This window comes from Streptomyces sp. SID3343 (assembly GCF_009865215.1).
In the GTDB taxonomy this organism is placed as follows: domain Bacteria; phylum Actinomycetota; class Actinomycetes; order Streptomycetales; family Streptomycetaceae; genus Embleya.
The window spans coordinates 1-19115 of record NZ_WWJX01001516.1; the positions used below are offsets into that span (position 1 = coordinate 1).

Sequence of the window (19115 nt, forward strand, 5' to 3'; positions counted from 1 at the left end):
CGGTGGGGGCGACAAGGTGGTCGGGGTCGGGGACGGGGACGACAAGGGGGTCGGGGACGGCACGGCGGGTGGGGTCGAGGTGGGACGGGTGGTGGTCGAGGGCGGTGGCGAGTTGTTTGCGCGCGGCGTGGACGTGGCTGCGGACGGTGGAGATGGTCACTCCCAGGTAGTCGGCGACGTCCTGGAGAGGCAGTTGCATCACCAGGTGCAGGCGGGCGCAGGTCGCCCGCCTGGCGGGCATCGCGGCGATGGTCCGGTCCAGGACGTCCAACTGGGGGACGAGGACGCCCGGGTCGGCGGTGGTCGCCGCGGCGATGTCGGGGGCGCCGGGGGCGGTGAAGTCGGTGAGGATCTCGGGGGCACGGCCGCGGCGGCGGCGGATGTCGACGATCCGGCGGCGCAGGATCTTGTACGCGAGCGCGCGGGGCGGGCTCGCGTGACGCACGATCTCGTTCCAGCCTCGGGAGAGCACGAGCAGGACGTCGGCGACGGCTTCCTCTGCGTCCTGGGCCGAATCGAGGTGTTTCCAGGCGTGGTTGGTCAGCGCCTGTTGGTGATCGCGGCAGAACCGTACGAAGTCGCCGGGGGCGTCGCGCACGGGGCCGCCGGGGGCTGCGTGCCACCGTTCGTCGGGTCCGTGCAGGTCGCTGCGCAGGCGGCGTTCCTCAAGGGCGTCGGTGAGCATGCGCAGCGCGCGCTTGATCGGCGGGGAGCTTTCGCGCAGGACGTCGTCCCAGCCCTGGAACAGGGCCAGTAGGACGCCGTCGACGATGTGCTCGGCCTCGGGAAGTGCGCCGAGGTGGTCGAACGCGAAGCGGGTGAGCGTGAGTTGGTGGCTCTGGCAGAACGCCACGAAGTCGTTGCGCAAGAGGTCCACCAGATCCACGTCTACGGCCTGGACCTGCTCGGGAGGCTGGTCGGTCACCGTCCGCCGCCCTTCCCACGCGCCGGGCGCATGACTATGCACCCGTCGGCGTGGAAGCGGATCGGCTCCGGGTATGCCGAGCCGCGCAACAGGGCACCCAGCGGCGCGCGTACCACCACGATCAACACGCCTACGACCAGCCACAGTTGTCTGGCCTCGGGGCCGAGGAATTCGTTCAAGGCAACGGTTCCTTCCATGAAGTGCCGGCGCGAACTCCCCCGGCCGTCGACAGCGTGCGCCCGGAGGTGTCCATGAGGCCCGAAGACCTCTCACCCCGGATCTCGCTCGGGAGGGGCCCGGCGTCCAGGGCGCAACGGCAAAACCTGGCCTCCGGCGGCCGGACGACTACACGTTGTCGACCCACCTGGCAGGACACCGACGAGGTGGCCCGAGCACGCGAGTCGTCGGACCGGAATCCATGTGCGGGCCGGCGCGCACGGCTGGCCGGGGCACCCGTGAGTTCGAAGCCGGCGTGCGGCGCGGCCGTCGTCTGGTCGACGGCACACGGACGCCCTGCGGCGGCACACCACGCGGGGCTCGGGTACTGCGGCACCCGTCACTCGCGGCGCCCGGACGCGCGGCACCCACACTCGCGGCACCCACACTCGCGGCGCCCACACTCGCGGCGCCCACACGTAAGCCGGTGAACGGGACAGTCGCTCGGGACGCCGATACACGCCCCGTCGGCAGTGTCGCTCGACACAGTCGCCCCCGGCGGGGTGACTTGGTGTGCCGGCCACGGAAAAGGTGGTCGGGATTGGGCGTTTGGACGATGCCGACCGAGTGTGGGCTGTTCTAGCGTCGCCGACATGGCTATGGGAAGGATCCGACGTGAGCCGTGAACTGCACGCCCGCGCCGTCGTGGCGGATACGCACAACGATTTGCTGATGGCGGTGGTCGAGCGGCCGCCGGCTCGGTGGGCGAGTTTCTTCCGGGAGCAGTGGTTGCCGCAGTTGCGTGACGGTGGGGTGGGCATCCAGGTCCTGCCGGTGTTCGTGGACGAGCACTTCCGGCCCGAGGGGGCGCTGCGGCGGACGTTGCGCATGGTCGAGTGCGCGCACGCGATCACCGAGGGCAATCCCGAGGACGTGCGGCTGTGTCTGGACGGCGACGACATCGACGCCGCGCTGTCACAGGGTCGCATCGCGCTGGTACTCGCGCTGGAGAGCGCGCCCGGGGTGGAGGCCGACCTCGAACTCTTCCGTACGTTGTACCGCCTCGGTGTGCGCGTGGCCTCGATCGCCCACTGGGGTCGGTCCGCGCTCGCCGACGGCAGCGGTGAGGATGCCACCGGCAGCAGACTCACCGCCGCCGGCGCCGAGGCGCTGCACGAGATGGAGCGTCTGGGCATCATCTTCGACATCTCGCACCTGGGTGCCTCCGGAGTGGAGCACGTTCTGGAGCTCGCGACTCGCCCTCTGTTGGCGTCGCACTCGGGGGCGCGCGCGGTGCGCGACCATCATCGGAATCTGACCGACGAGCAGATCCGCGGGGTCGCCCGCACGGGCGGGGTCGTGTGCGTCAACTTCGTACCGGACTTCGTCTCCGCCGATCCCGACCGCCGGACGATCGACGGCATAGTCGACCACATCGAGCACGTCGTCGCGGTGGCCGGCATCGATCACGTGGGCATCGGCCCGGACTTCCTGCGCGAAGTCCTCGCGGACATCACCCCGCCGTGTTGCGAGGGCGCCGAGGTAACCGGGGTGGATACCTCCGCGACCTTGCCCGGGCTCGAAGGCCCGGCCGAACTTCCGGCGCTCACCGAGGTGTTGGTGCGGCGCGGTTTCGCCGAGAAGGACATTCTCGCGATTCTCGGCGGCAACGTGCAGCGGCTGTTCCGCGCCGAGCTGGGGCGGGGCCGATGACCGCCGCACGTGGTTTCGACGCCGCGGCGATGCTCGCCGACCTGGAGGAGTTGGTCGTCTGCGAGTCCTTCTCCGCCGACCTGCCGGCCGTCGAGCGCAGCGCGGACGTCGTCGCCGCCCAGGGCGCCCGGCTGCTCGGCGCCGAGCCCGAGCGGATCGTCATCGAGGGGGTGACCCACCTGCAATGGGTGTTCGGCACCCCGCGGGTGCTGTTGGTGGGTCACCACGACACGGTGTGGCCGATGGGGTCGCTGTCCACCCACCCGTGGTCGGTGGTGGACGGTGTCGCGCGCGGGCCGGGCGTCTTCGACATGAAGGCCGGGCTCGTGCAGATGTTCCACGCGCTGGCGTCACTGGATTCCCTCGACGGGGTCTACGTGCTGATCACCGGCGACGAGGAGGTCGGCTCGACCACGTCGCGCACGCTGATCGAGGACGCCGCGCGCGCGTGCTCGGCCACGTTCGTGTTGGAGGCGTCGGCCGACGGAGGCGCGCTCAAGACCGCGCGCAAGGGCGGTTCCCAGTACGAGTTGGTCGTGCACGGCAAGGCCGCGCACGCCGGGCTCGAACCGGAGAAGGGCGTCAACGCGGCGATCGAGGCCGCGCACCTGATCCTCGCGGTGAGCAACCTGGCGGACGTCGTCGACGCCGACGGCGTCGAGGGCGGACGTCGTACGACGGTCACTCCCACGGTCGTCCAGGCCGGGTCGGCGACCAACACCGTCCCCGCCCTCGCCCAGGTTTCCGTCGACGTCCGGGTGCCTACGCTCAAGGCGCAGGCACGCGTGGACGAGTTGATGCGGGGCCTGACCGCGACCGTGCCGGGGGCCAGGGTGGAGGTGCTCGGCGGTGCCAACCGTCCGCCGCTGGAGGACTCGGCGTCGGGTGCGTTGTTCGACCTCGCCGGCCTCGCCGCGACCCATCTGGGGCTGCCTCCGCTGCACAGCGCGGCCGTCGGCGGCGCTTCCGACGGCAACTTCACCGCAGGTGTCGGCTGCCCGACCCTGGACGGCCTGGGCGCGGTCGGCGGCGGCGCGCACGCCGACCACGAACATGTCATCGTCGCCGAGATGGTGCCTCGTTCCCGCTTGTTGGCCGCCTTGATCGAAGCGGTGCGGCGTGAGTGACCCGGCCGGCGCGACCCGCCCGCAGCGCCCGACGACCCGCACTGTCCGCACGCGTGACCTCGCCGCGTGACCTCGAACCTCTCCAGGAGACCGAGCACCATGAAAATCACCGGAATCGAACTTCGCCGGATCGCGATGCCGCTCCGGGCGCCCTTTCGCACGTCGTTCGGCGTGGCGACCTCCCGCGACATCCTCGTGCTTCGGGTGGTCACGCCCGAGGGTGAGGGGTGGGGCGAGTGTGTCGCGATGTCGGAACCGCGCTACAGCTCCGAGTACGTGGACGGCGCGGTCGAGGTGCTCAAGCGCTTCCTGATTCCCGCCCTGCCGGACAACGCCGACGCGCATGCGGTCAAGCGGGCCATGAAGCCGTTCAAGGGCCACAACATGGCCAAGGCCGCGTTGGAGACGGCCGTTCTGGACGCGCAACTGCGGGCGCGGGGGGAGTCGTTCGGGGCCTATCTGGGGGCCGACCGGGAGAGCGTGCCGTGCGGCGTGTCGGTGGGGATCATGGACTCGATCCCCGAACTCCTCGACTCCGTCGGTGAGTTCGTCGACGAGGGCTACGTGCGGATCAAGCTCAAGATCGAGCCCGGCTGGGACCTCGCGCCGGTGCGCGCGGTGCGCGAGCGCTTCGGCGACGACCTGCTGCTCCAGGTCGACGCCAACGCCGCCTACACCCTCGCCGACGCCCGACACCTCGCCGGGCTCGACGCGTTCGACCTGCTGTTGATCGAACAGCCGCTGGCCGACGACGACCTGGTCCAGCACGCCGCGCTCGCCCGGCGACTCACCACGCCGATCTGCCTGGACGAGTCGATCGAGTCGGCCGAGGACGCCGCCGCCGCGATCACCCTGGGCGCCGCGTCGATCGTCAACATCAAGCCCGGCCGGGTCGGCGGCTACCTGGAGGCCAAGGCCATCCACGACCTGTGCGTCGCCCACGGCGTCCCCGTGTGGTGCGGCGGCATGCTGGAGACCGGCCTCGGCCGCGCCGCCAACATCGCCCTCGCCGCACTGCCCGGATTCACCCTCCCGGGCGACACCTCCGCGTCCCGCCGCTACTACGACACCGACATCACCGAGCCGTTCGTCCTCGCCGACGGCCGACTCGACGTACCCACCGGCCCCGGCATCGGCATCGACCCGCTCCCCGAACTGCTGCGCGACGTGACGACGTCCAGCGAGTGGATCAAGCTCTGAGTCGAGCGAACGCGCGCCCGGTCGATCGGGGGAAGACGATCGACCGGGCGCACTCGCCGCCGTGGAGCCGGGCGGCAGCCGCATCCTGAGACGGAGTGGACGACCGTCGCCGGGTATGGAAGGTTCGACGTGATGCGACGTCGGAAGATTATTACCGGCAGCGTGCCGACACCGGGCTGACCAGGACGATCGACTTCCCTGCCGCCCACCGTCCGCACGCAGACCTCTCGCGCTTCGCGAGGGGTCTTTTTGTTTGGCCTCTCGCCCGACGAAGCCGCACCCGACGCCCCTCCACTTCGACAGTTCAGATCTCGACAGGAGTACAGCGACCCATGGTTGACGACGGCACTCAGGTCCTCGAAGCCCCGCGGTACGACGACCACTCTCCGACGATCGACGGCCGGCCAGGGTTCGACACGGTCAGGCTGGTGGCGCGCATGCGGCACGGCCGCGGCGGGCTCGCCCGGGTCGCGGCCACCGTGAACAACTTCGACGTCCGTCAACTGACCTACGTGTCGGCGGAGTTCGACGCGGCCACCGTCGATGTCGTGGTCCACGAGCGGGACGCGGCACGGGTCGAAGCCAAGCTTCGGCGCATGGTCGACGTGATCGACGTGGTGGACGTTTCGTCGGGCTGACGGGCGCTCCCCCGCCGTCTTCGTCGGTCCGCACACATCACCCGCCGGTGCTTCGTCGTCACGGCCGAGGGCGCGGCGCACACGCGGAAATAGCGTGGGAGTCCGCCTGTTCCTCGGCCTTGGAGAACCACCATGACCAGCGCACCGGTACGCACCGACGTCGGCGCCGTCGAGGACCGCCTTCGGGCCGTCTTCGAGGCCGCGGGGACCGAGGGGTTCCTGTACGTTCGCGACGTCGACGACGACGACGAGTTCACCTTCCAGGGTGATTCCCGGGTCGTGCTGGCGTCGGTGTTCAAGATCCAGATCGCTCTGGAGTACGCGCGCCAGGTCGCCGCGGGCAAGCTCGACCGGGCCTCGCGGCACGTGCTCGGCGACGCCTTCAAGGAGGGCACCGGCATCGGCACCGACAGCTTCGCGTACGACGTCGAACTGAGTGTGCGCGACGCCGCCCAGCTGATGATGACCATGAGCGACAACGCGGCCACCGACCTGGTGCTCGGCATCGTCGGCCGCGAGAACGTACGGGCGACGCTCGACGAACTGGGGTTCCAGAGCACCGGTGTCACCGGGTGCCGCGAGCTCTTCGACCAAGTGGCCCAAGAGCTCGGTCTCGACCGGGACAGCGACCTCGACCGGCTGGGCGCGGACATCACCCTCGAACAGATTCGTGCCCTGTCGGTCCGCGACCCCGGGCATGCCGCGACGAGCACCCCACGCGAGATGGCCAACCTGCTCACCGCGATCTGGCGCGACGAGGCCGGGCCGGCCGAGGCGTGTGCCGAGGTACGGGATCTGATGGGTCGGCAGATCTGGCCGCATCGTCTCTCGTCCGCCTTCGAGGACGAGATCAGGATCTCCGCCAAGACCGGCACCCTGTGGGGTGTGCGCAACGAGGCCGGGGTGGTCGAGTATCCCGACGGCAAGCGCTACGCGGTGGCGGTCTTCCTGCGTCCCGAGTCGATGGGTTTTCGCCTGCCGGCGGTCGACGCGGCGATCGGTCGCGCGGCCCGCGAGGTGATCGACCACCTGCGGTCGTAGCCGGCGGGAACGGATGCAGCGGGCCGCCGTCGAGGGGCGCCGCGAGTGCGCGAGAGCCACGGGCAGTGGCTCTCGCGGGCCGCTCCGATCGAGGGGTACGGCCGAGGAACGTCTCGCGCGGGGCACGATCGAGAGCCGGCTCGTGCGAGGTATGGCCGACAACGTCTCGCCCCGGGCGCGGCCCAGGAACGTCGGTGCACGACGTGCGGCCGAAGTCTCGCCGGGACCGCGCCCGGCCGGGCATCACGGGCACGCGCAACCGAGTGGGACCGGTCCCACGTCCCGGCCGGCCGCCGCGCGCTTTTCGCGCACCACCGCCGTGGTCACGTCGTCAACGCCGCCACCGACCCCCCACGGGCACCACGCCGGCCACGCCCGTCCTCGGGTGTCGGCCCCGGCAGTGGCCCCCGGCGCGCACGATCGAGTCGATGCCGGCGGTCCCCGCCGACCGAGTGGATCGGGGGACGTGCACCCACCCGTGACGTGGCTCCCGTCCGTTGCGCCGCATGGGCGCGGCCCGTGGAACACCCCCGCAGAGGATCGCCCGCGGCGGCCCGATTCGGCGTCGGTGATTCCGACAGGTTCGGCGGTGGTTCTTCGTCGGCGACGACGATTCGGGGATTTCGGGCGCTGCCTAACGTGATCGCTCACCGCGGCGCTCACCACCGCCGCCCTACGAGGAGGTACCCGATGACGGGACGTTCCGATGCGCCCTCGGCCGCGGCCGATGCGCAGGCCGCCGGCCCTGGCTCGCAGAACCCCGACACGACCCTCCCGTTGCCGACGCCCGAGTACCTCGCGACCCGGCTCGCCGAGCTGATCCGGCGGGGGAACATCCCCGGCGCGAGCGTCGCGGTGCGTGCCGGGACCGAGACCGTCACCGCCACGGCGGGCGTACTGGGCCTGGCGACCGGCTACCCGGTGACCGCCGACTCGGTCTTCCAGATCGGCTCCATCACCAAGGTGTGGACCGCGACCCTGGTGATGCAGCTCGTCGACGAGGGCGTGATCGATCTCGACGCCCCGGTGCGCACCTACCTTCCCGAGTTCCGGACCGTCGACGAGGCCGCCTCGAAGGCCGTGACGATCCGTCAACTGCTGACCCACACCAGTGGTATCGAGGGCGACATCTTCGACGACCACGGGTTCGGCGACGACGCGGTGGCGACGTACGTCGCGGGTCTGGCCGAGACCGCGCCGCAGATCTTCCCGCCCGGTGAGCGGTTCTCGTACTGCAACAGCGGAATCGTGGTCCTCGGCCGGGTCGTCGAGGTGCTGACCGGCCAGACGTGGGAAGCCACGTTGCGCGAGCGTCTGGTCGTGCCGTTGGGTCTGGCCCACGTGGCCAACGACGCGAACGAGGCGATCCTGCAACACGCGGCCATCGGCCACATGCCCGGCCCCGACGGCACGTTGGTCACGGTGCCGACCTGGCAGATGCCCCGGAGCAACTCGCCGGCCGGCTCGAACCTGGCCATGTCCGCGACGAACCTGCTCGAATTCGCCGCCGCGCACGTCAACCTCGGCCTGCTTCCCGACGGGACACGCCTGCTGTCGGAGTCCTCCGCCCTGGCGATGCGGGTGCCCCACGTCGACGTGCCGGGCCCCGAACCGATCGGCTCCGCATGGGGCTTGGGCTGGAACCTGTACGACTGGGCCGGCGGCCCGGTCGTCGGCCACGACGGCGGCACGCTCGGCCAGAGCGCGATGCTGCGGGTGGTGCCCTCGCGCGGCGTCTCGATCGCGATCCTCACCAACGGCGGCAATCTGCTCGTCATGTACGACCTGGTCCGCGAGTTGTTCGCCGGCCTCGCGGACGTGCGGGTCCCCGAGTTGCCGACGCCGCCCGCCGAGCCCGCCACCGTCGACCCGCGTTACTTCGTCGGCCGCTACGCCTCGCGGAGCTCCGCGCTCGACGTCACCGAGACCGAGGACGGGCTGAACGTGAGCATGCGGTTGCTCGGTTCGATGGCGGCCCTGGCGGGCGGTGACCGCGCCTCGGTCACCAAGGTCGTGGCGGCGGACGCCCGCACGCTCGTGGCCACCGAGCAGCAGGACGGGCGACACGCGGTGTACTCGTTCGTCGGCGACGGTGACCGCGCCGAGTTCCTGTACCAGGGCCGCGCCGTGCGCCGGGTGTCGGCCGGCGAGGCCGAGCAGGATGTCGCGGACCGCTCCGAAGAGGGGCACGAGTGATGAGACGGACCCCGCGCGTGGCCGCCACGGCCCTCGCGCTCGGCCTCGTCGCCGGCGGCTGTGGCGCCGATGCCGGCAGCACCGGCGCCGAGGGCGCGGTCGGCATCAGCATCGGCGGTGATCCGGCGAACCTGTCGCCGCTGACCGGCACCGCCTCGACCACGTTGCTGATGAATCGGTTCGCGTACGACCCGCTGGTGAACGTCGACGCGCGGGGAAACGTCGTCTCGGGAGTCGCCGAGACGTGGAGCGCCGACCTCACCTCGGCGAACTTCACCCTCAAGCGCGGGGTGACGTGCGTGGACGGTACGGAGTTCAAGGCATCCGACGCCGCCGCCCAGTTCAACTACATGGCGAACCCGGCCAAACCCTCGCCCCTCCTGGGTCTGAGTGTGCCCGTCGGCGTCGTCGCCACCGCCGACGACGCCGCCAACACGCTCTCGCTCAGGACCGAACAGCCCGTCGCGTTCTTCCTGCGGATGATCTCGCTCGTGCCGCTCACCTGTGCCAAGGGGCTCGCCTCGCCCGACGCGCTGATCAGCGCGTCGGAGGGTACCGGCCCGTATCGCCTCGCCGAGGCCGTGCCGAACGACCACTACACCTACGTCAAGCGCCCCGGCTACACGTGGGGACCCGACGGCGGCGGATCCGAGTCGGCTCCGGAGAAGGTCGTCTTCAAGATCGTCCCCAACGAGACGACCCGGGCCAATCTGCTTTTGGCCGGTCAGTTGGACATCGCGCGTGTCAACGGCGCCGACCGCCGTCGCCTCGACGCGGCCGGCGTCAAGTCGGAACTCGAACTGGTCCCGGTCGGCCAACTGTTGTTCAACGAGACACCCGAGCACCCCACGTCGGACCAGCGGGTGCGCTGGGCGCTGACCGCGGCGCTCGACCTCAAGCAGTTGGCGGCCGTGGCCACCGGCGGCAAGGCGCGGCCGTCGACCATCCTGGGGGCGAGCATGGCAGTGCCCTGCACCGGCGATTCGGTCACCCCCAACACCCCGCCGCACGACCGCGAGCGCGCCGCCCGAGCGCTCACCGAGGCCGGCTGGAAGAAGACCGGCGGCCGATGGACCAAGAACGGCGAGCGACTGTCGATCACCCTGTCGTTCCCCGCCGCGTCCGGCACCCCGCTCGTCTCCGCCGCCGAACTGGCGGCCAAGCAGTGGAGTTCGTTCGGCGTGCAGGTCGACCGTCAGCCCACCACCCCGGCCACGCTCGGCCAGATCCTGTCCGCCGGTGACTGGGACGTGTCCTGGACACCGATCGCGGTCGCCAATCCCGACATGAACGTGCCCTTCTTCTCCGGACCCCGGCCCCCCGAGGGGAACAACTTCGGCGGCGTCGACAACCCCGAGTATCGACGCCTGGTGTCTGTCGCCGCCACCAAGCCGGACACCGCGGGCTGCGCCGAATGGACCGCCGCCGAATCCGAGTTGGCCAAGCGCGTCGACGTAGTGGCCTTCGCGGACATGCTCATCCCTTATTTCACCAAGGGATACACCTTCAGCTTGGATGGAAACGGACTCTTGCCCACCTCTTTGCGCCCGGTAGGTGACCGATGAGCGCCACGACCATGGCCGCCCGCTTCACCGGCGCCCGCCCCGGCCCTTGGACCGCCTTCCTGCTGCGTCGTACCGGCCGCCTCCTGGTATCCCTCGTCGCACTGGTCACCGCGTCCTTCCTGATGATCCACCTCGTCCCCGGCGACCCGGTCCAAGCCGCCCTCGGCCTCAGCGCCTCGCCCGAGGCGGTCAAGGCCCGCAAGCACGAACTGGGCCTGGACCAGTCGTTGTTCACCCAGTACGGCGACTTCGTCCGCGGCATCTTCGACGGTGACCTCGGTCAGTCGATCACCGCCCGGGTCCCCGTGTCGCAGATGATCGGCGACCGACTGCCCGCGACGCTCGAACTCGCGGTCATCGCGTTCGTGATCGCGATGCTGGTCGCCATCCCGCTCGGCATGGCGATGGCCGTCTACACCCGCAACGGCCGTCGCCGCCGCGGCGAACTCGGTTTCATCGGCGTGACCGGGGCGATCGTGGCGATCCCCGAGTTCCTCCTCGCCGTCGCCCTCACCTCGGTGTTCGCCGTTTCGCTCGGCTGGTTCCCGGTGGCCCTGCGCGGCGGTCCCGACTCGTACGTGCTGCCCGTGCTCGCCCTCGCGATCACCCCGATCGCCGCGCTGTCGCGCATCGTTCGGGTGGAGGCGCTGCGGGTGTTCGACGCCGACTACATGCGCACCGCCCGTGCCAAGCGGCTGCCGGCCCGGTTGGTGTACACCCGCCACGCGTTGCCGAACCTGCTGACCTCCTCGCTCACCCTCGGCGGTCTGCTGCTGAGCGGAATGCTCGCCGGCACCGTCCTGATCGAGAACGTCTTCGCGTGGCCCGGCCTGGGCATGACCATCGTCCAGGCGATCCTGCAGAAGGACTATCCGCTCGTGCAAGGCATCGTGCTCGTGTACGGAGCAGCGGCCCTGGCGATCAACTTCACGGTCGACGTCGCCGTCGCCGCCGCCGATCCCCAATCCACCATTCGCGGGAGCTGACGATGCCCGACGCACCCCGATTCCGCCGCGCCCTGCGTACTCCGCTGGGCATGTCCGCCGCGGTCGCGACCACGATCATCGCGCTGGTCGCGATCTTCGGCCCGATGGTGTTCGGCGACACGGCCGACCGCATCGACACCGACCAGATCGGCCGCCACAGCGGCCTCGAACACCCCTTCGGCACCGACGCGTTGGGGCGCGACATCGCCGCCCGCGTGATGGTCGCCACCCGTCTCACCCTCGAACTGACCTTGTTCGCGACGCTGATCGCGGCCGTCGGGGGCATCGTCCTCGGTGTCCTGCCGACGGTCCTGGGCAAGCGCGCGGGTCGCCTCGTCACCGCGACCGTCAGTCTGCTCGTCGCCTTCCCCGGACTGCTGTTCGTCCTCTTCCTGGCGGTCATCTTCGGAGTGGGCACCTATTCCGCGGCGTTCGCCATCGGGCTCGGCGCCGCGCCGGCCACCGCCAGGCTCGTGCAGAATCTGACGTTGTCCATCGCCGGGATCGACTACGTGGCCGCGGCCCGCATCCTGGGCGTCGGCCGCTTCAAGATCATCGTCCGCCATGTGCTGCCCAACATCGCCGAACCGGTGGTCCTGTTCCTCTCCCAGACCGCTGCGGGCATCCTGGTCGCCTTCTCCGGCCTGTCCTTCCTGGGCCTGGGCGTACAGCCCCCCGACTACGACTGGGGCCGGCTGCTCAACGAACAACTCGACCGGGTGATGATCGACCCGATGTCGGCCGTGGGGCCGGGCTCCGCGATCGTGCTCACCGGCATCACGTTCGGTCTGATCGGCGAGGTCATCGCCAAGATGAGCGGCGGACGCACCGCCCCGCAGGGCGAGGTCGCCGCCGACCCGTCGGGCGCCGAGTCGCCGGTCGTCGACCGGGCACCCGAGGGTCTGTTGCACATCGACCACCTCCAGGTGCGTTTCCCGGGCGGCCACACGGCGGTTCGCGACGTGTGCCTGACCGTGGCGGAAGGCGAGGCCGTCGGCATCGTCGGCGAGTCCGGCTCGGGCAAGAGCCTCACTGCCCTCGCCGCGGCCGGGCTCGTCCCCCACCCCGGCCGAGTCGACGCTCACACCCTGCGCTTCGCCGAGCGCGACATGCGCACCCAGGCGCCGCAGGGTACGTCGATGGCCATGGTCTTCCAGGACCCGATGGCCTCGCTCAATCCGGCTCTGACGGTCGGCCGGCAACTCTCCGAGGTTGCCGAGGTCCACCACGGCGCGTCGCGTGCCGCGGCGACCGCCCGCGCCGTCGCCCGCCTGGGCGCGGTCCGCATCCCCAAGCCCGAACAGCGGGTGGGCCAACGCCCGCACGAGTTCTCCGGCGGCATGCGACAGCGCGTGATGATCGCGATGGGGCTGATGGGCGAGCCGCGGCTGATCATCGCCGACGAGCCCACCACCGCGCTGGACGTGACCGTACAGAGCCGGGTGCTCGGCCTGTTGCGCGACGTGCGCGCCGAATCGGGCGCCGCGCTGCTGCTCATCTCGCACGACATCGCCGTCGTCTCGCAGGTGTGTGATCGCGTCGTGGTGATGTACGCGGGCCGAGTCGTCGAGGAACTGCCCGTCGGCGACCTCGCGGCGGGCGTCGCGCACCCGTACACGGCCGCGCTGCTCGGCGCGATCCCCGACATGACCACGGACCGGGACACCCCGCTCGTGACCATCCCGGGGCGACCTCCCGAGCCCGGCGAGGACTTGGCCGGCTGCCCGTTCGCCCCGCGCTGTGAGCGGGCGAGCGACCGCTGCCGGACCGAGCAGCCGGTCCTGGAACCGATCGGTCCCGGTCGTCGGGTCGCCTGCTGGGACCCGGTCACCACCCACACTCCCGAATCGGAGGAGGCCCGATGACATCCGTGAGCCCCGTGCACTCGGCCGATCCCCCGGCCGCCGTGTCCCGCACGACGGGCGCGACGTCGGGATCGCTCGAACTGCGCCACATCACCGTGCGCTACGGTCGCGGTCGCGGCGCCGTGACCGCCGTCGACGACGCGCAGTTGGAGGTTCCGGCGGGCAGCGTGGTCGGGCTCGTCGGCGGGTCCGGTTCGGGCAAGTCGACGCTCGGTCGCGCGGCGGTGGGCCTGGTGCCGATCGCCGCGGGACAGGTTCTCGTCGACGGCGTCGACATGGGTCGCCGGCCGCGCCGGGGCCCGGTCCAGATGGTCTTCCAGGACCCGTTCGCCTCGCTCGACCCGCGAATGACCATCGGCGCCTCGGTCGCCGAGGCGGTGCCGCGCGGCGGCGATCGGGCGCAGCGGGCGAGCGAGGTCGCCCGGCATCTCGATCTGGTCGGCATCGACCCCGGCATGGGCTCGCGCCTGCCGCACGCCCTTTCGGGTGGCCAGCGCCAGCGGGTGGCGCTCGCGCGGGCGCTCGCGGCGCGTCCCGCCGTGTTGGTGGCCGACGAGATCACCTCGGCGCTCGACGTGTCGGTGCAGGGCGCGGTGCTCAATCTCGTCCGGGATCTCCAGCGCGAGCTGGGCTTCGCCCTGCTGTTCATCTCGCACAACCTGGCCGTCGTGCGCTACATCGCGGACCGGATCGCGGTGATGGACCACGGCGTGATCGTCGAGAACGGCCTCACCACGCAGGTCCTGGAGGACCCTGCGCACGAGTACACGCGCGCGCTCCTGTCGAGCGTGCCCCGGATCGGGCAGCCGCTGCCCGACGCGCAGGTGGAGGCACTGTGACATCGACACCGCAACGCGCCCGAGGCGGATGTCTCTCGCTCGACTCCCCGGACCCTCGTGATCCCCGTGAGCGGGCGGCGGCCGCCGCCGAGCGCGCGACGCAGGCGGCGGGCGTGGAGATCCGCGAGTTGCACTCGCCGGCCGACATGTTCGAAGCGTGTCGACTCTTCGAACGGGTGTGGCGCACCGACTCGACCAGTCCGTTGATGACGATCGAGCTGATGCTCGTGCTGGCGCATTGCGGCGGCTACGTCGTGGGCGGCTACGAGGGTGGGCGGATGACGGCGGCCGCCGCCGGGCTGCTCACCCCGACCGGCCTGCACTCGCATATCGCCGGTGTCGACGAGGGCTCGCGCGGGCGCGACATCGGCTACGCGCTCAAGACCCACCAGCGCGCGTGGTGCCTGGCGCACGACATCACCGAGGTCACCTGGACGTACGACCCGCTGGTCGGCCGCAACGCGTGGTTCAATCTGGCCAAGCTCGGTGCGATTCCGGTCGAGTACCTGCCGAACTTCTACGGGCGCAGGTCCGACGGGCTCAACGGGGACGCGCCGTCCGACCGGCTTCTGGTGCGGTGGGACCTGTCCACCGAGCGGGTCGCGCTCACGGGTGAGGGCGTGTCGCACGGGATCGAGCCGGATCCGGTGGTCGCCGGCGCCGAGGTCGGTGCCGGGGCGACCGTGGTGGGGCTGGACGCGGGGCCCGACGGGCGTCCGATCGTGGGGCGGCTCGACGGTGACGTCGTGCTCGTACGCGTTCCCCGCGACATCGAGACGCTGCGCGGGACCGATCCGGATTCGGCGGACGCGTGGCGGATGGCGATGCGGGACGTGTTGGGCGTGCTGATGGCCGAGGGCCGCGCCGTGTGGGGGTTCAGCCGGCAGGGCTGGTACGTGGTCGGTCGGAGCCCGCAGCCCTGACCGAACCACCCGGCGGCCCATGCCGCTTCGATGGGAACGGTCTCGGAGTCGGGCACGCGCGATGGTGGTTCGCGTGGCTCCGACTCCGAGACCGTTTCGGTGCGTCGGTGGGTGGCCACGGCGCGGCGCGTCGGGGTGTGGCCTGCGGTTTTTCGCCATGTGCGACCGGCCGTTCGAGGTGTGGGTCCGGTGTGGGAGCATCGTCGCTTCCGACTGCGACGGGGAAAGAAAAAGCCATGCTCATCTGGGGAAACAAGACCCTCTTCAAGACGCTGTCCGAAGGCGTCTTCCACTGTCCGCGATGCGGTGTCGCGCGCGCCTATCGGCAGCGGTTGGCCAGGCGCTGGTTCACCCTGTTCTTCATCCCGGTCTTCCCGTACCGGACGGACGACTCGCACGTCGAATGCACCACGTGCAAGGGGACGTTCCACGACGCGGTCCTCCAGCCGTCCGCCACCGCGTAGCACCGACCGGGCCCGAGGCGGCGCGTCGCCACTTGCGACGCGCCGCCTCGGGCTTTGTCGTGTGTCAGGGCTCTGTGGTTCGTCTGGGCTTGTCGTTCGTCAGGGCTTTGTCGCGTGGTCGTACGCGTCGATCACCCGGTCCAGGAAGGCGACCACGGTGGAACGCTCCTGCGGCGTCAGGGCAGCCGCGGCCTCGGTCACGCCGTGGACGATCGGGGCGACGTACGTGTAGGCGGTCGCGCCCCAGTCCTCGGCCGGGGTGACGATCACCTTGCGGCGGTCGGTGGGGTGGGGCTGCCGGGTGGCGTGGCCGCCGGCGACGAGTCGATCGACGATCAGGGTCGTCGCCGCGGTCGACGCCTCGAGGCGGCGGGCGAGTTCGGTGGGGGTCGCCGGGCCGACGTTGACGAGGTGGTCCATCACGGCCAGGCCGGCCGGGTCGACGTGCAGTCGGCGGCTCAGGTATCGCTCGAACCGCTGTTGACGCAGGGTCAGGTTTCGCAGTCGGTCGCGGAGATCCTCGCGCGCCGCGGTCGCGCCTTGTGCGTCGGGAGGCGCGGAAACGGAAGCCGATGCGGGCGCTGACGCGGGTGCGGAAGCGGTCGCCGATGCGGGCGCGTCGGCGTCCGGCGCGCTGCGCTCCGTCTCGGCCGTGGGTACGGCCGCGGAGTCCCGGTTGACATTCATGGGGCCGAGACTACTCTCGATATTGCTAAGAATATTGGTAATCAATGAGATGAGTCACTTTGCGCGCTGAACCGGTCGCCGAGGCTCCCTCCCGGTGGCGCTGGTCGATCCTGGTGGTCATGCTCGTCGCCGAGATCATGGACCTGCTGGACGCCTCGATCGTCAACGTGGCCGGGCCCGACCTCGAACGGTCCCTGGGCGCGAGCCCGGTGGGCCTGCAATGGGTGATCGGCGGCTACGCCCTCACGTTGGGCGCCGGGCTGATCCTGGGCGGTCGCCTCGGCGACCGATACGGACGTCGCCGGATGTTCCTGATCGGCCTGTCCGCCTTCACCACCGCGTCACTGCTGTGCGCGATCGCGCCGAACATCGAGTCCCTGATCGCCTTCCGTCTCGTCCAGGGCGCGGCGGGCGCGATGCTCCTGCCACAGGGTCTGGGGCTGCTGCGGGAGAACTTCTCCGGCGCGGAACTGACCAAGGTCTTCGGCGTGTTCGGCCCCGTCCTGGGACTGGGCGGCATCGTCGGTCCGGTGCTCGGCGGCGCACTGATCGAGGGTGACTGGTTCGGCCTCGGCTGGCGACTGGTCTTCCTGGTCAACGTGCCGATCGGCGTCGTGGCCCTGATCGTCGCCGCCCGCGTCGTGCCCAGGAAATCCGGCGACCGCAGCGTGTCCGTGGACGGCGTGGGAGCGGCCCTGGTCGCGGTGGCCTGCGCCCTGCTGGTCCTTGCGCTGAACCAGGGCCAGGACGCGGGATGGCCGCTGTGGACGTGGCTGAGCATGGCCGCCTCCGTGGTGGGCTTCGCGCTGTTCGCCCGCCGGCAGCGCAGCACCGCCGCACTCGGGCGCGAACCGTTGGTGACGCCCGCCCTGCTGCGCAAGCCCGCTTTCACCGCGGGACTGGGCGGGATCGCCCTGTTCTTCGCCGGGCTGATCGGCAGCCAACTCGTGCTGACCCTCTACCTCCAGATCGGGCAGCGGTTCACCGCCGGCGAGGCCGGACTGGGCAACCTGCCCCTCGCCGTGGGTACGGCGATCGGCGGCGCCGTCAGCGGCGCGTTCCTCGCGGACAAGGTCGGCCGCAAGGTCCTCCAGATCGGCCCGCTCGTCCAACTGGGCGGCGCGGCACTGCTGTGGTTCGAACTCGACGACGCGGGATCCTTCTCCGCGTGGGACATCGCCCCCGGGGTGGCCGTCTCGGGGATCGGCGCGGGAATGGTCATCGCGGCCCTGTTCAGCTTCATGCTCGCCGCGGTCGACGACGACGAGATCGGCTCGGCCTCCGGCGTACTGTCCGCCGTCCAGTCCATCGGCGGTTCCGTCGGTGTGGCCGTCTTCGGGTCGTTGTTCTTCGCCCGGGCCGAGAACGGCGACTTCGTCGGCGGGTTCCACCACGCGCTGATCGCCCAGGCGGTCGTTCTGGCGGCCTTTTTGGCCATCACGTTCCTGCTGCCGGAGAAGGCCCGCCCGGAGGGCGAACCGGCGGCCGAGGCCGAACCCGAGACACCCGAAACGCCGAAGAGGGCCGGCGTGTGACGAACCGTCGCGGCCGGGCGGGCCCGACATGAGAACACCTCCTCCCTGGTCGGTGGGGAGGAGGTGTTCCGCTCATCGTCGGGCTCGTCGCCCGAACCCACGCCGCCCGTCGAGGAGACGGTCGCCGTGCCACACCCCTGCCCCCACCGGGGCGTTTCGCACTCGCCCGATCGGGTGAAACCCCCGAGTCCGGCGCCGGGTCGGCGGGTCGGGGGGTTCGACGTCGGTCGGCACCCACCTACCGGAGTCGTTCTTCGAGCAGACGACGTCGTGGGGGCGGTGGTCAGCTGTGGGTGAGTTGTTTGTCCGGGGTGCGGGCGTGGGCCGTGTCCTCGGTGTGGCCCACTCGCCAGTAGCCCATGGACGCGATCGAGCGGCGGTCCATGCCGCGGTCGTCCTTGAGGTGGCGGCGGAGGGCGCGCACACAGCCGGCTTCGCCGGCGATCCACGCGTAGCCACCCTCCCGGGGCAGGTCGGTGTCGCGAACGGCTTCCAGGAGGGGGTTGCCGGTCGGCGCGCGGTCCCCCGGCTCCGGGTGCAACCAGTTCACCCGTACGCCCGGCGGGGCGGTCAGGTGTTGGCGGTCCGCCGAGGTGGCCACCTCGACGAACACGTGCCCCTGCGCGTCGTGCGGCAGCGACTCGACGATGGAACCGATGGCGGGCAGGGCCGCGTGGTCGCCGGCCAGCAGGAGCGGGCTGCCGGCGGGCGGCGCGAAGCTGTATCCACCGTTGCGCTCGCCGGTCGGGCCGAGCAGGTCGATCGTGTCGCCGGGACACGCCGAGCGGGCCCACCGGGACGCGGGTCCGCCCTGGGCGTGCAGGGCGAAGTCGATGTCGATCTCCGGGGGTTCCGTACGGTGGGCGCGCACGGTGTAGGTGCGCTGGTACGGGCGATCCGGCTCGGGGATGCGCTCCCATGCCTCGCGCCAGGTCAGGCCCCGCCGCACGATGGGCGGCGCCGGGCGACCCGCGCGGGGTACGAAGAGCTTGACGCGTTGGTCGGGCGCGCCGGCCACGAAATGGGCCAGGTCGGGACCGACCAGGGTGATGCGACTGGCGTTGCGAGTGATCGGGGTGTTGCGCACCACGGTCAGGTGGAAGGGCCGGTACAGCTGCGCGCGGCGTTCACGTTCGGTGGAGATTGGAACTCGCCCTCTCGGACACGAAGCGATGTCGGAGTTAGGTTAGCCTAACCATGGACCCAGGCATGCGCGGCTCGCCACTCGCCGGCGGAACCGGACCCGAACGGCCCC

General features: G+C 71.0%; 17 protein-coding genes. 13 read left to right on the forward strand and 4 right to left on the reverse strand.

Translation table 11 applies throughout. The annotated features are described in order from the left end of the window. On the reverse strand, window positions 1-925 hold a 925-nt coding region (locus GT354_RS47865; protein WP_161364143.1), incomplete at its 3' end, for a sigma-70 family RNA polymerase sigma factor. Continuing rightward, window positions 922-1104, reverse strand: a complete 183-nt coding sequence (locus GT354_RS47870) for a hypothetical protein (RefSeq protein ID WP_161364144.1) — start codon at window positions 1102-1104, stop codon at window positions 922-924. The genes GT354_RS47865 and GT354_RS47870, both read right to left, overlap by 4 nt. A 652-nt stretch (window positions 1105-1756) precedes the next feature. On the opposite strand from GT354_RS47870, the gene GT354_RS47875 reads away from it, so the two are divergent. From GT354_RS47875 to GT354_RS47930, 12 genes are all read left to right on the forward strand, one after another. Then, on the forward strand, window positions 1757-2794 hold the full coding sequence (locus GT354_RS47875; protein WP_161364146.1) for a dipeptidase: 1038 nt from the start codon (window positions 1757-1759) through the stop codon (window positions 2792-2794). After that, on the forward strand, window positions 2791-3921 hold the full coding sequence (locus GT354_RS47880) for a M20 family metallopeptidase (protein WP_237536180.1): 1131 nt from the start codon (window positions 2791-2793) through the stop codon (window positions 3919-3921). Before GT354_RS47875 ends, GT354_RS47880 begins: the two co-directional genes overlap by 4 nt. A 99-nt stretch (window positions 3922-4020) precedes the next feature. Beyond that, complete coding sequence (gene menC, locus GT354_RS47885) at window positions 4021-5121, forward strand: o-succinylbenzoate synthase (RefSeq protein WP_161364148.1); 1101 nt, start codon at window positions 4021-4023, stop codon at window positions 5119-5121. 332 nt (window positions 5122-5453) lie between these two features. After that, window positions 5454-5759 carry a hypothetical protein gene (locus GT354_RS47890; RefSeq protein WP_161364150.1) on the forward strand — a complete coding sequence of 102 codons (306 nt, stop codon included), beginning with the start codon at window positions 5454-5456 and terminating at the stop codon, window positions 5757-5759. 132 nt (window positions 5760-5891) lie between these two features. Beyond that, window positions 5892-6800 (forward strand): serine hydrolase, encoded by a 909-nt coding sequence (locus tag GT354_RS47895; RefSeq protein WP_161364152.1) that lies wholly within the window; start codon window positions 5892-5894, stop codon window positions 6798-6800. Window positions 6801-7490: 690 nt separating this feature from the next. Next, on the forward strand, window positions 7491-8996 hold the full coding sequence (locus GT354_RS47900; protein ID WP_161364154.1) for a serine hydrolase domain-containing protein: 1506 nt from the start codon (window positions 7491-7493) through the stop codon (window positions 8994-8996). Beyond that, complete coding sequence (locus GT354_RS47905) at window positions 8996-10561, forward strand: ABC transporter substrate-binding protein (protein ID WP_161364156.1); 1566 nt, start codon at window positions 8996-8998, stop codon at window positions 10559-10561. The genes GT354_RS47900 and GT354_RS47905 overlap by 1 nt, the downstream gene beginning before the upstream one ends. Then, window positions 10558-11547 (forward strand): ABC transporter permease, encoded by a 990-nt coding sequence (locus GT354_RS47910; RefSeq protein WP_202513119.1) that lies wholly within the window; start codon window positions 10558-10560, stop codon window positions 11545-11547. The genes GT354_RS47905 and GT354_RS47910 overlap by 4 nt, the downstream gene beginning before the upstream one ends. Before the next feature lie 2 nt (window positions 11548-11549). Continuing rightward, the gene (locus tag GT354_RS47915) at window positions 11550-13412 is read left to right on the forward strand and encodes a dipeptide/oligopeptide/nickel ABC transporter permease/ATP-binding protein (protein WP_161364158.1); all 1863 of its coding nucleotides are present in this window, start codon (window positions 11550-11552) and stop codon (window positions 13410-13412) included. Further along, window positions 13409-14251: an ATP-binding cassette domain-containing protein gene (locus GT354_RS47920; RefSeq protein ID WP_161364160.1), complete on the forward strand. Its 843-nt coding sequence runs from the start codon at window positions 13409-13411 to the stop codon at window positions 14249-14251. The genes GT354_RS47915 and GT354_RS47920 overlap by 4 nt, the downstream gene beginning before the upstream one ends. After that, complete coding sequence (locus tag GT354_RS47925) at window positions 14248-15174, forward strand: GNAT family N-acetyltransferase (protein ID WP_161364162.1); 927 nt, start codon at window positions 14248-14250, stop codon at window positions 15172-15174. Before GT354_RS47920 ends, GT354_RS47925 begins: the two co-directional genes overlap by 4 nt. A gap of 236 nt (window positions 15175-15410) precedes the next feature. Continuing rightward, complete coding sequence (locus tag GT354_RS47930) at window positions 15411-15638, forward strand: zinc-ribbon domain-containing protein (protein WP_161364164.1); 228 nt, start codon at window positions 15411-15413, stop codon at window positions 15636-15638. A gap of 99 nt (window positions 15639-15737) precedes the next feature. Here the strand turns inward: GT354_RS47930 and GT354_RS47935 are convergent, their stop codons facing one another. Further along, the gene (locus tag GT354_RS47935; protein ID WP_161364166.1) at window positions 15738-16325 is read right to left on the reverse strand and encodes a MarR family transcriptional regulator; all 588 of its coding nucleotides are present in this window, start codon (window positions 16323-16325) and stop codon (window positions 15738-15740) included. A gap of 119 nt (window positions 16326-16444) precedes the next feature. Here GT354_RS47935 and GT354_RS47940 point away from each other — a divergent pair, with 119 nt between their 5' ends. Then, window positions 16445-17860, forward strand: a complete 1416-nt coding sequence (locus tag GT354_RS47940) for an MFS transporter (protein ID WP_161364205.1) — start codon at window positions 16445-16447, stop codon at window positions 17858-17860. A 283-nt stretch (window positions 17861-18143) separates the two neighbouring features. On the opposite strand, the gene GT354_RS47945 is transcribed toward GT354_RS47940, so the two are convergent. Further along, window positions 18144-18950, reverse strand: coding sequence for a siderophore-interacting protein (locus tag GT354_RS47945; protein WP_161364168.1), 807 nt, complete (start codon window positions 18948-18950; stop codon window positions 18144-18146). Window positions 18951-19115: the final 165 nt, after the last annotated feature.

Excerpts from the sequence above, each read along its gene's own strand:
- GT354_RS47935 (WP_161364166.1), bottom strand. The coding sequence starts at position 16,325 with ATGAATGTCAACCGGGACTCCGCGGCCGTACCCACGGCCGAGACGGAG.
- GT354_RS47930 (WP_161364164.1), top strand. The coding sequence starts at position 15,411 with ATGCTCATCTGGGGAAACAAGACCCTCTTCAAGACGCTGTCCGAAGGC.
- GT354_RS47910 (WP_202513119.1), top strand. The coding sequence starts at position 10,558 with ATGAGCGCCACGACCATGGCCGCCCGCTTCACCGGCGCCCGCCCCGGC.
- GT354_RS47895 (WP_161364152.1), top strand. The coding sequence starts at position 5,892 with ATGACCAGCGCACCGGTACGCACCGACGTCGGCGCCGTCGAGGACCGC.
- GT354_RS47915 (WP_161364158.1), top strand. The coding sequence starts at position 11,550 with ATGCCCGACGCACCCCGATTCCGCCGCGCCCTGCGTACTCCGCTGGGC.
- GT354_RS47905 (WP_161364156.1), top strand. The coding sequence starts at position 8,996 with ATGAGACGGACCCCGCGCGTGGCCGCCACGGCCCTCGCGCTCGGCCTC.
- GT354_RS47880 (WP_237536180.1), top strand. The coding sequence starts at position 2,791 with ATGACCGCCGCACGTGGTTTCGACGCCGCGGCGATGCTCGCCGACCTG.
- GT354_RS47900 (WP_161364154.1), top strand. The coding sequence starts at position 7,491 with ATGACGGGACGTTCCGATGCGCCCTCGGCCGCGGCCGATGCGCAGGCC.
- GT354_RS47890 (WP_161364150.1), top strand. The coding sequence starts at position 5,454 with ATGGTTGACGACGGCACTCAGGTCCTCGAAGCCCCGCGGTACGACGAC.
- menC (WP_161364148.1), top strand. The coding sequence starts at position 4,021 with ATGAAAATCACCGGAATCGAACTTCGCCGGATCGCGATGCCGCTCCGG.
- GT354_RS47920 (WP_161364160.1), top strand. The coding sequence starts at position 13,409 with ATGACATCCGTGAGCCCCGTGCACTCGGCCGATCCCCCGGCCGCCGTG.
- GT354_RS47940 (WP_161364205.1), top strand. The coding sequence starts at position 16,445 with ATGCTCGTCGCCGAGATCATGGACCTGCTGGACGCCTCGATCGTCAAC.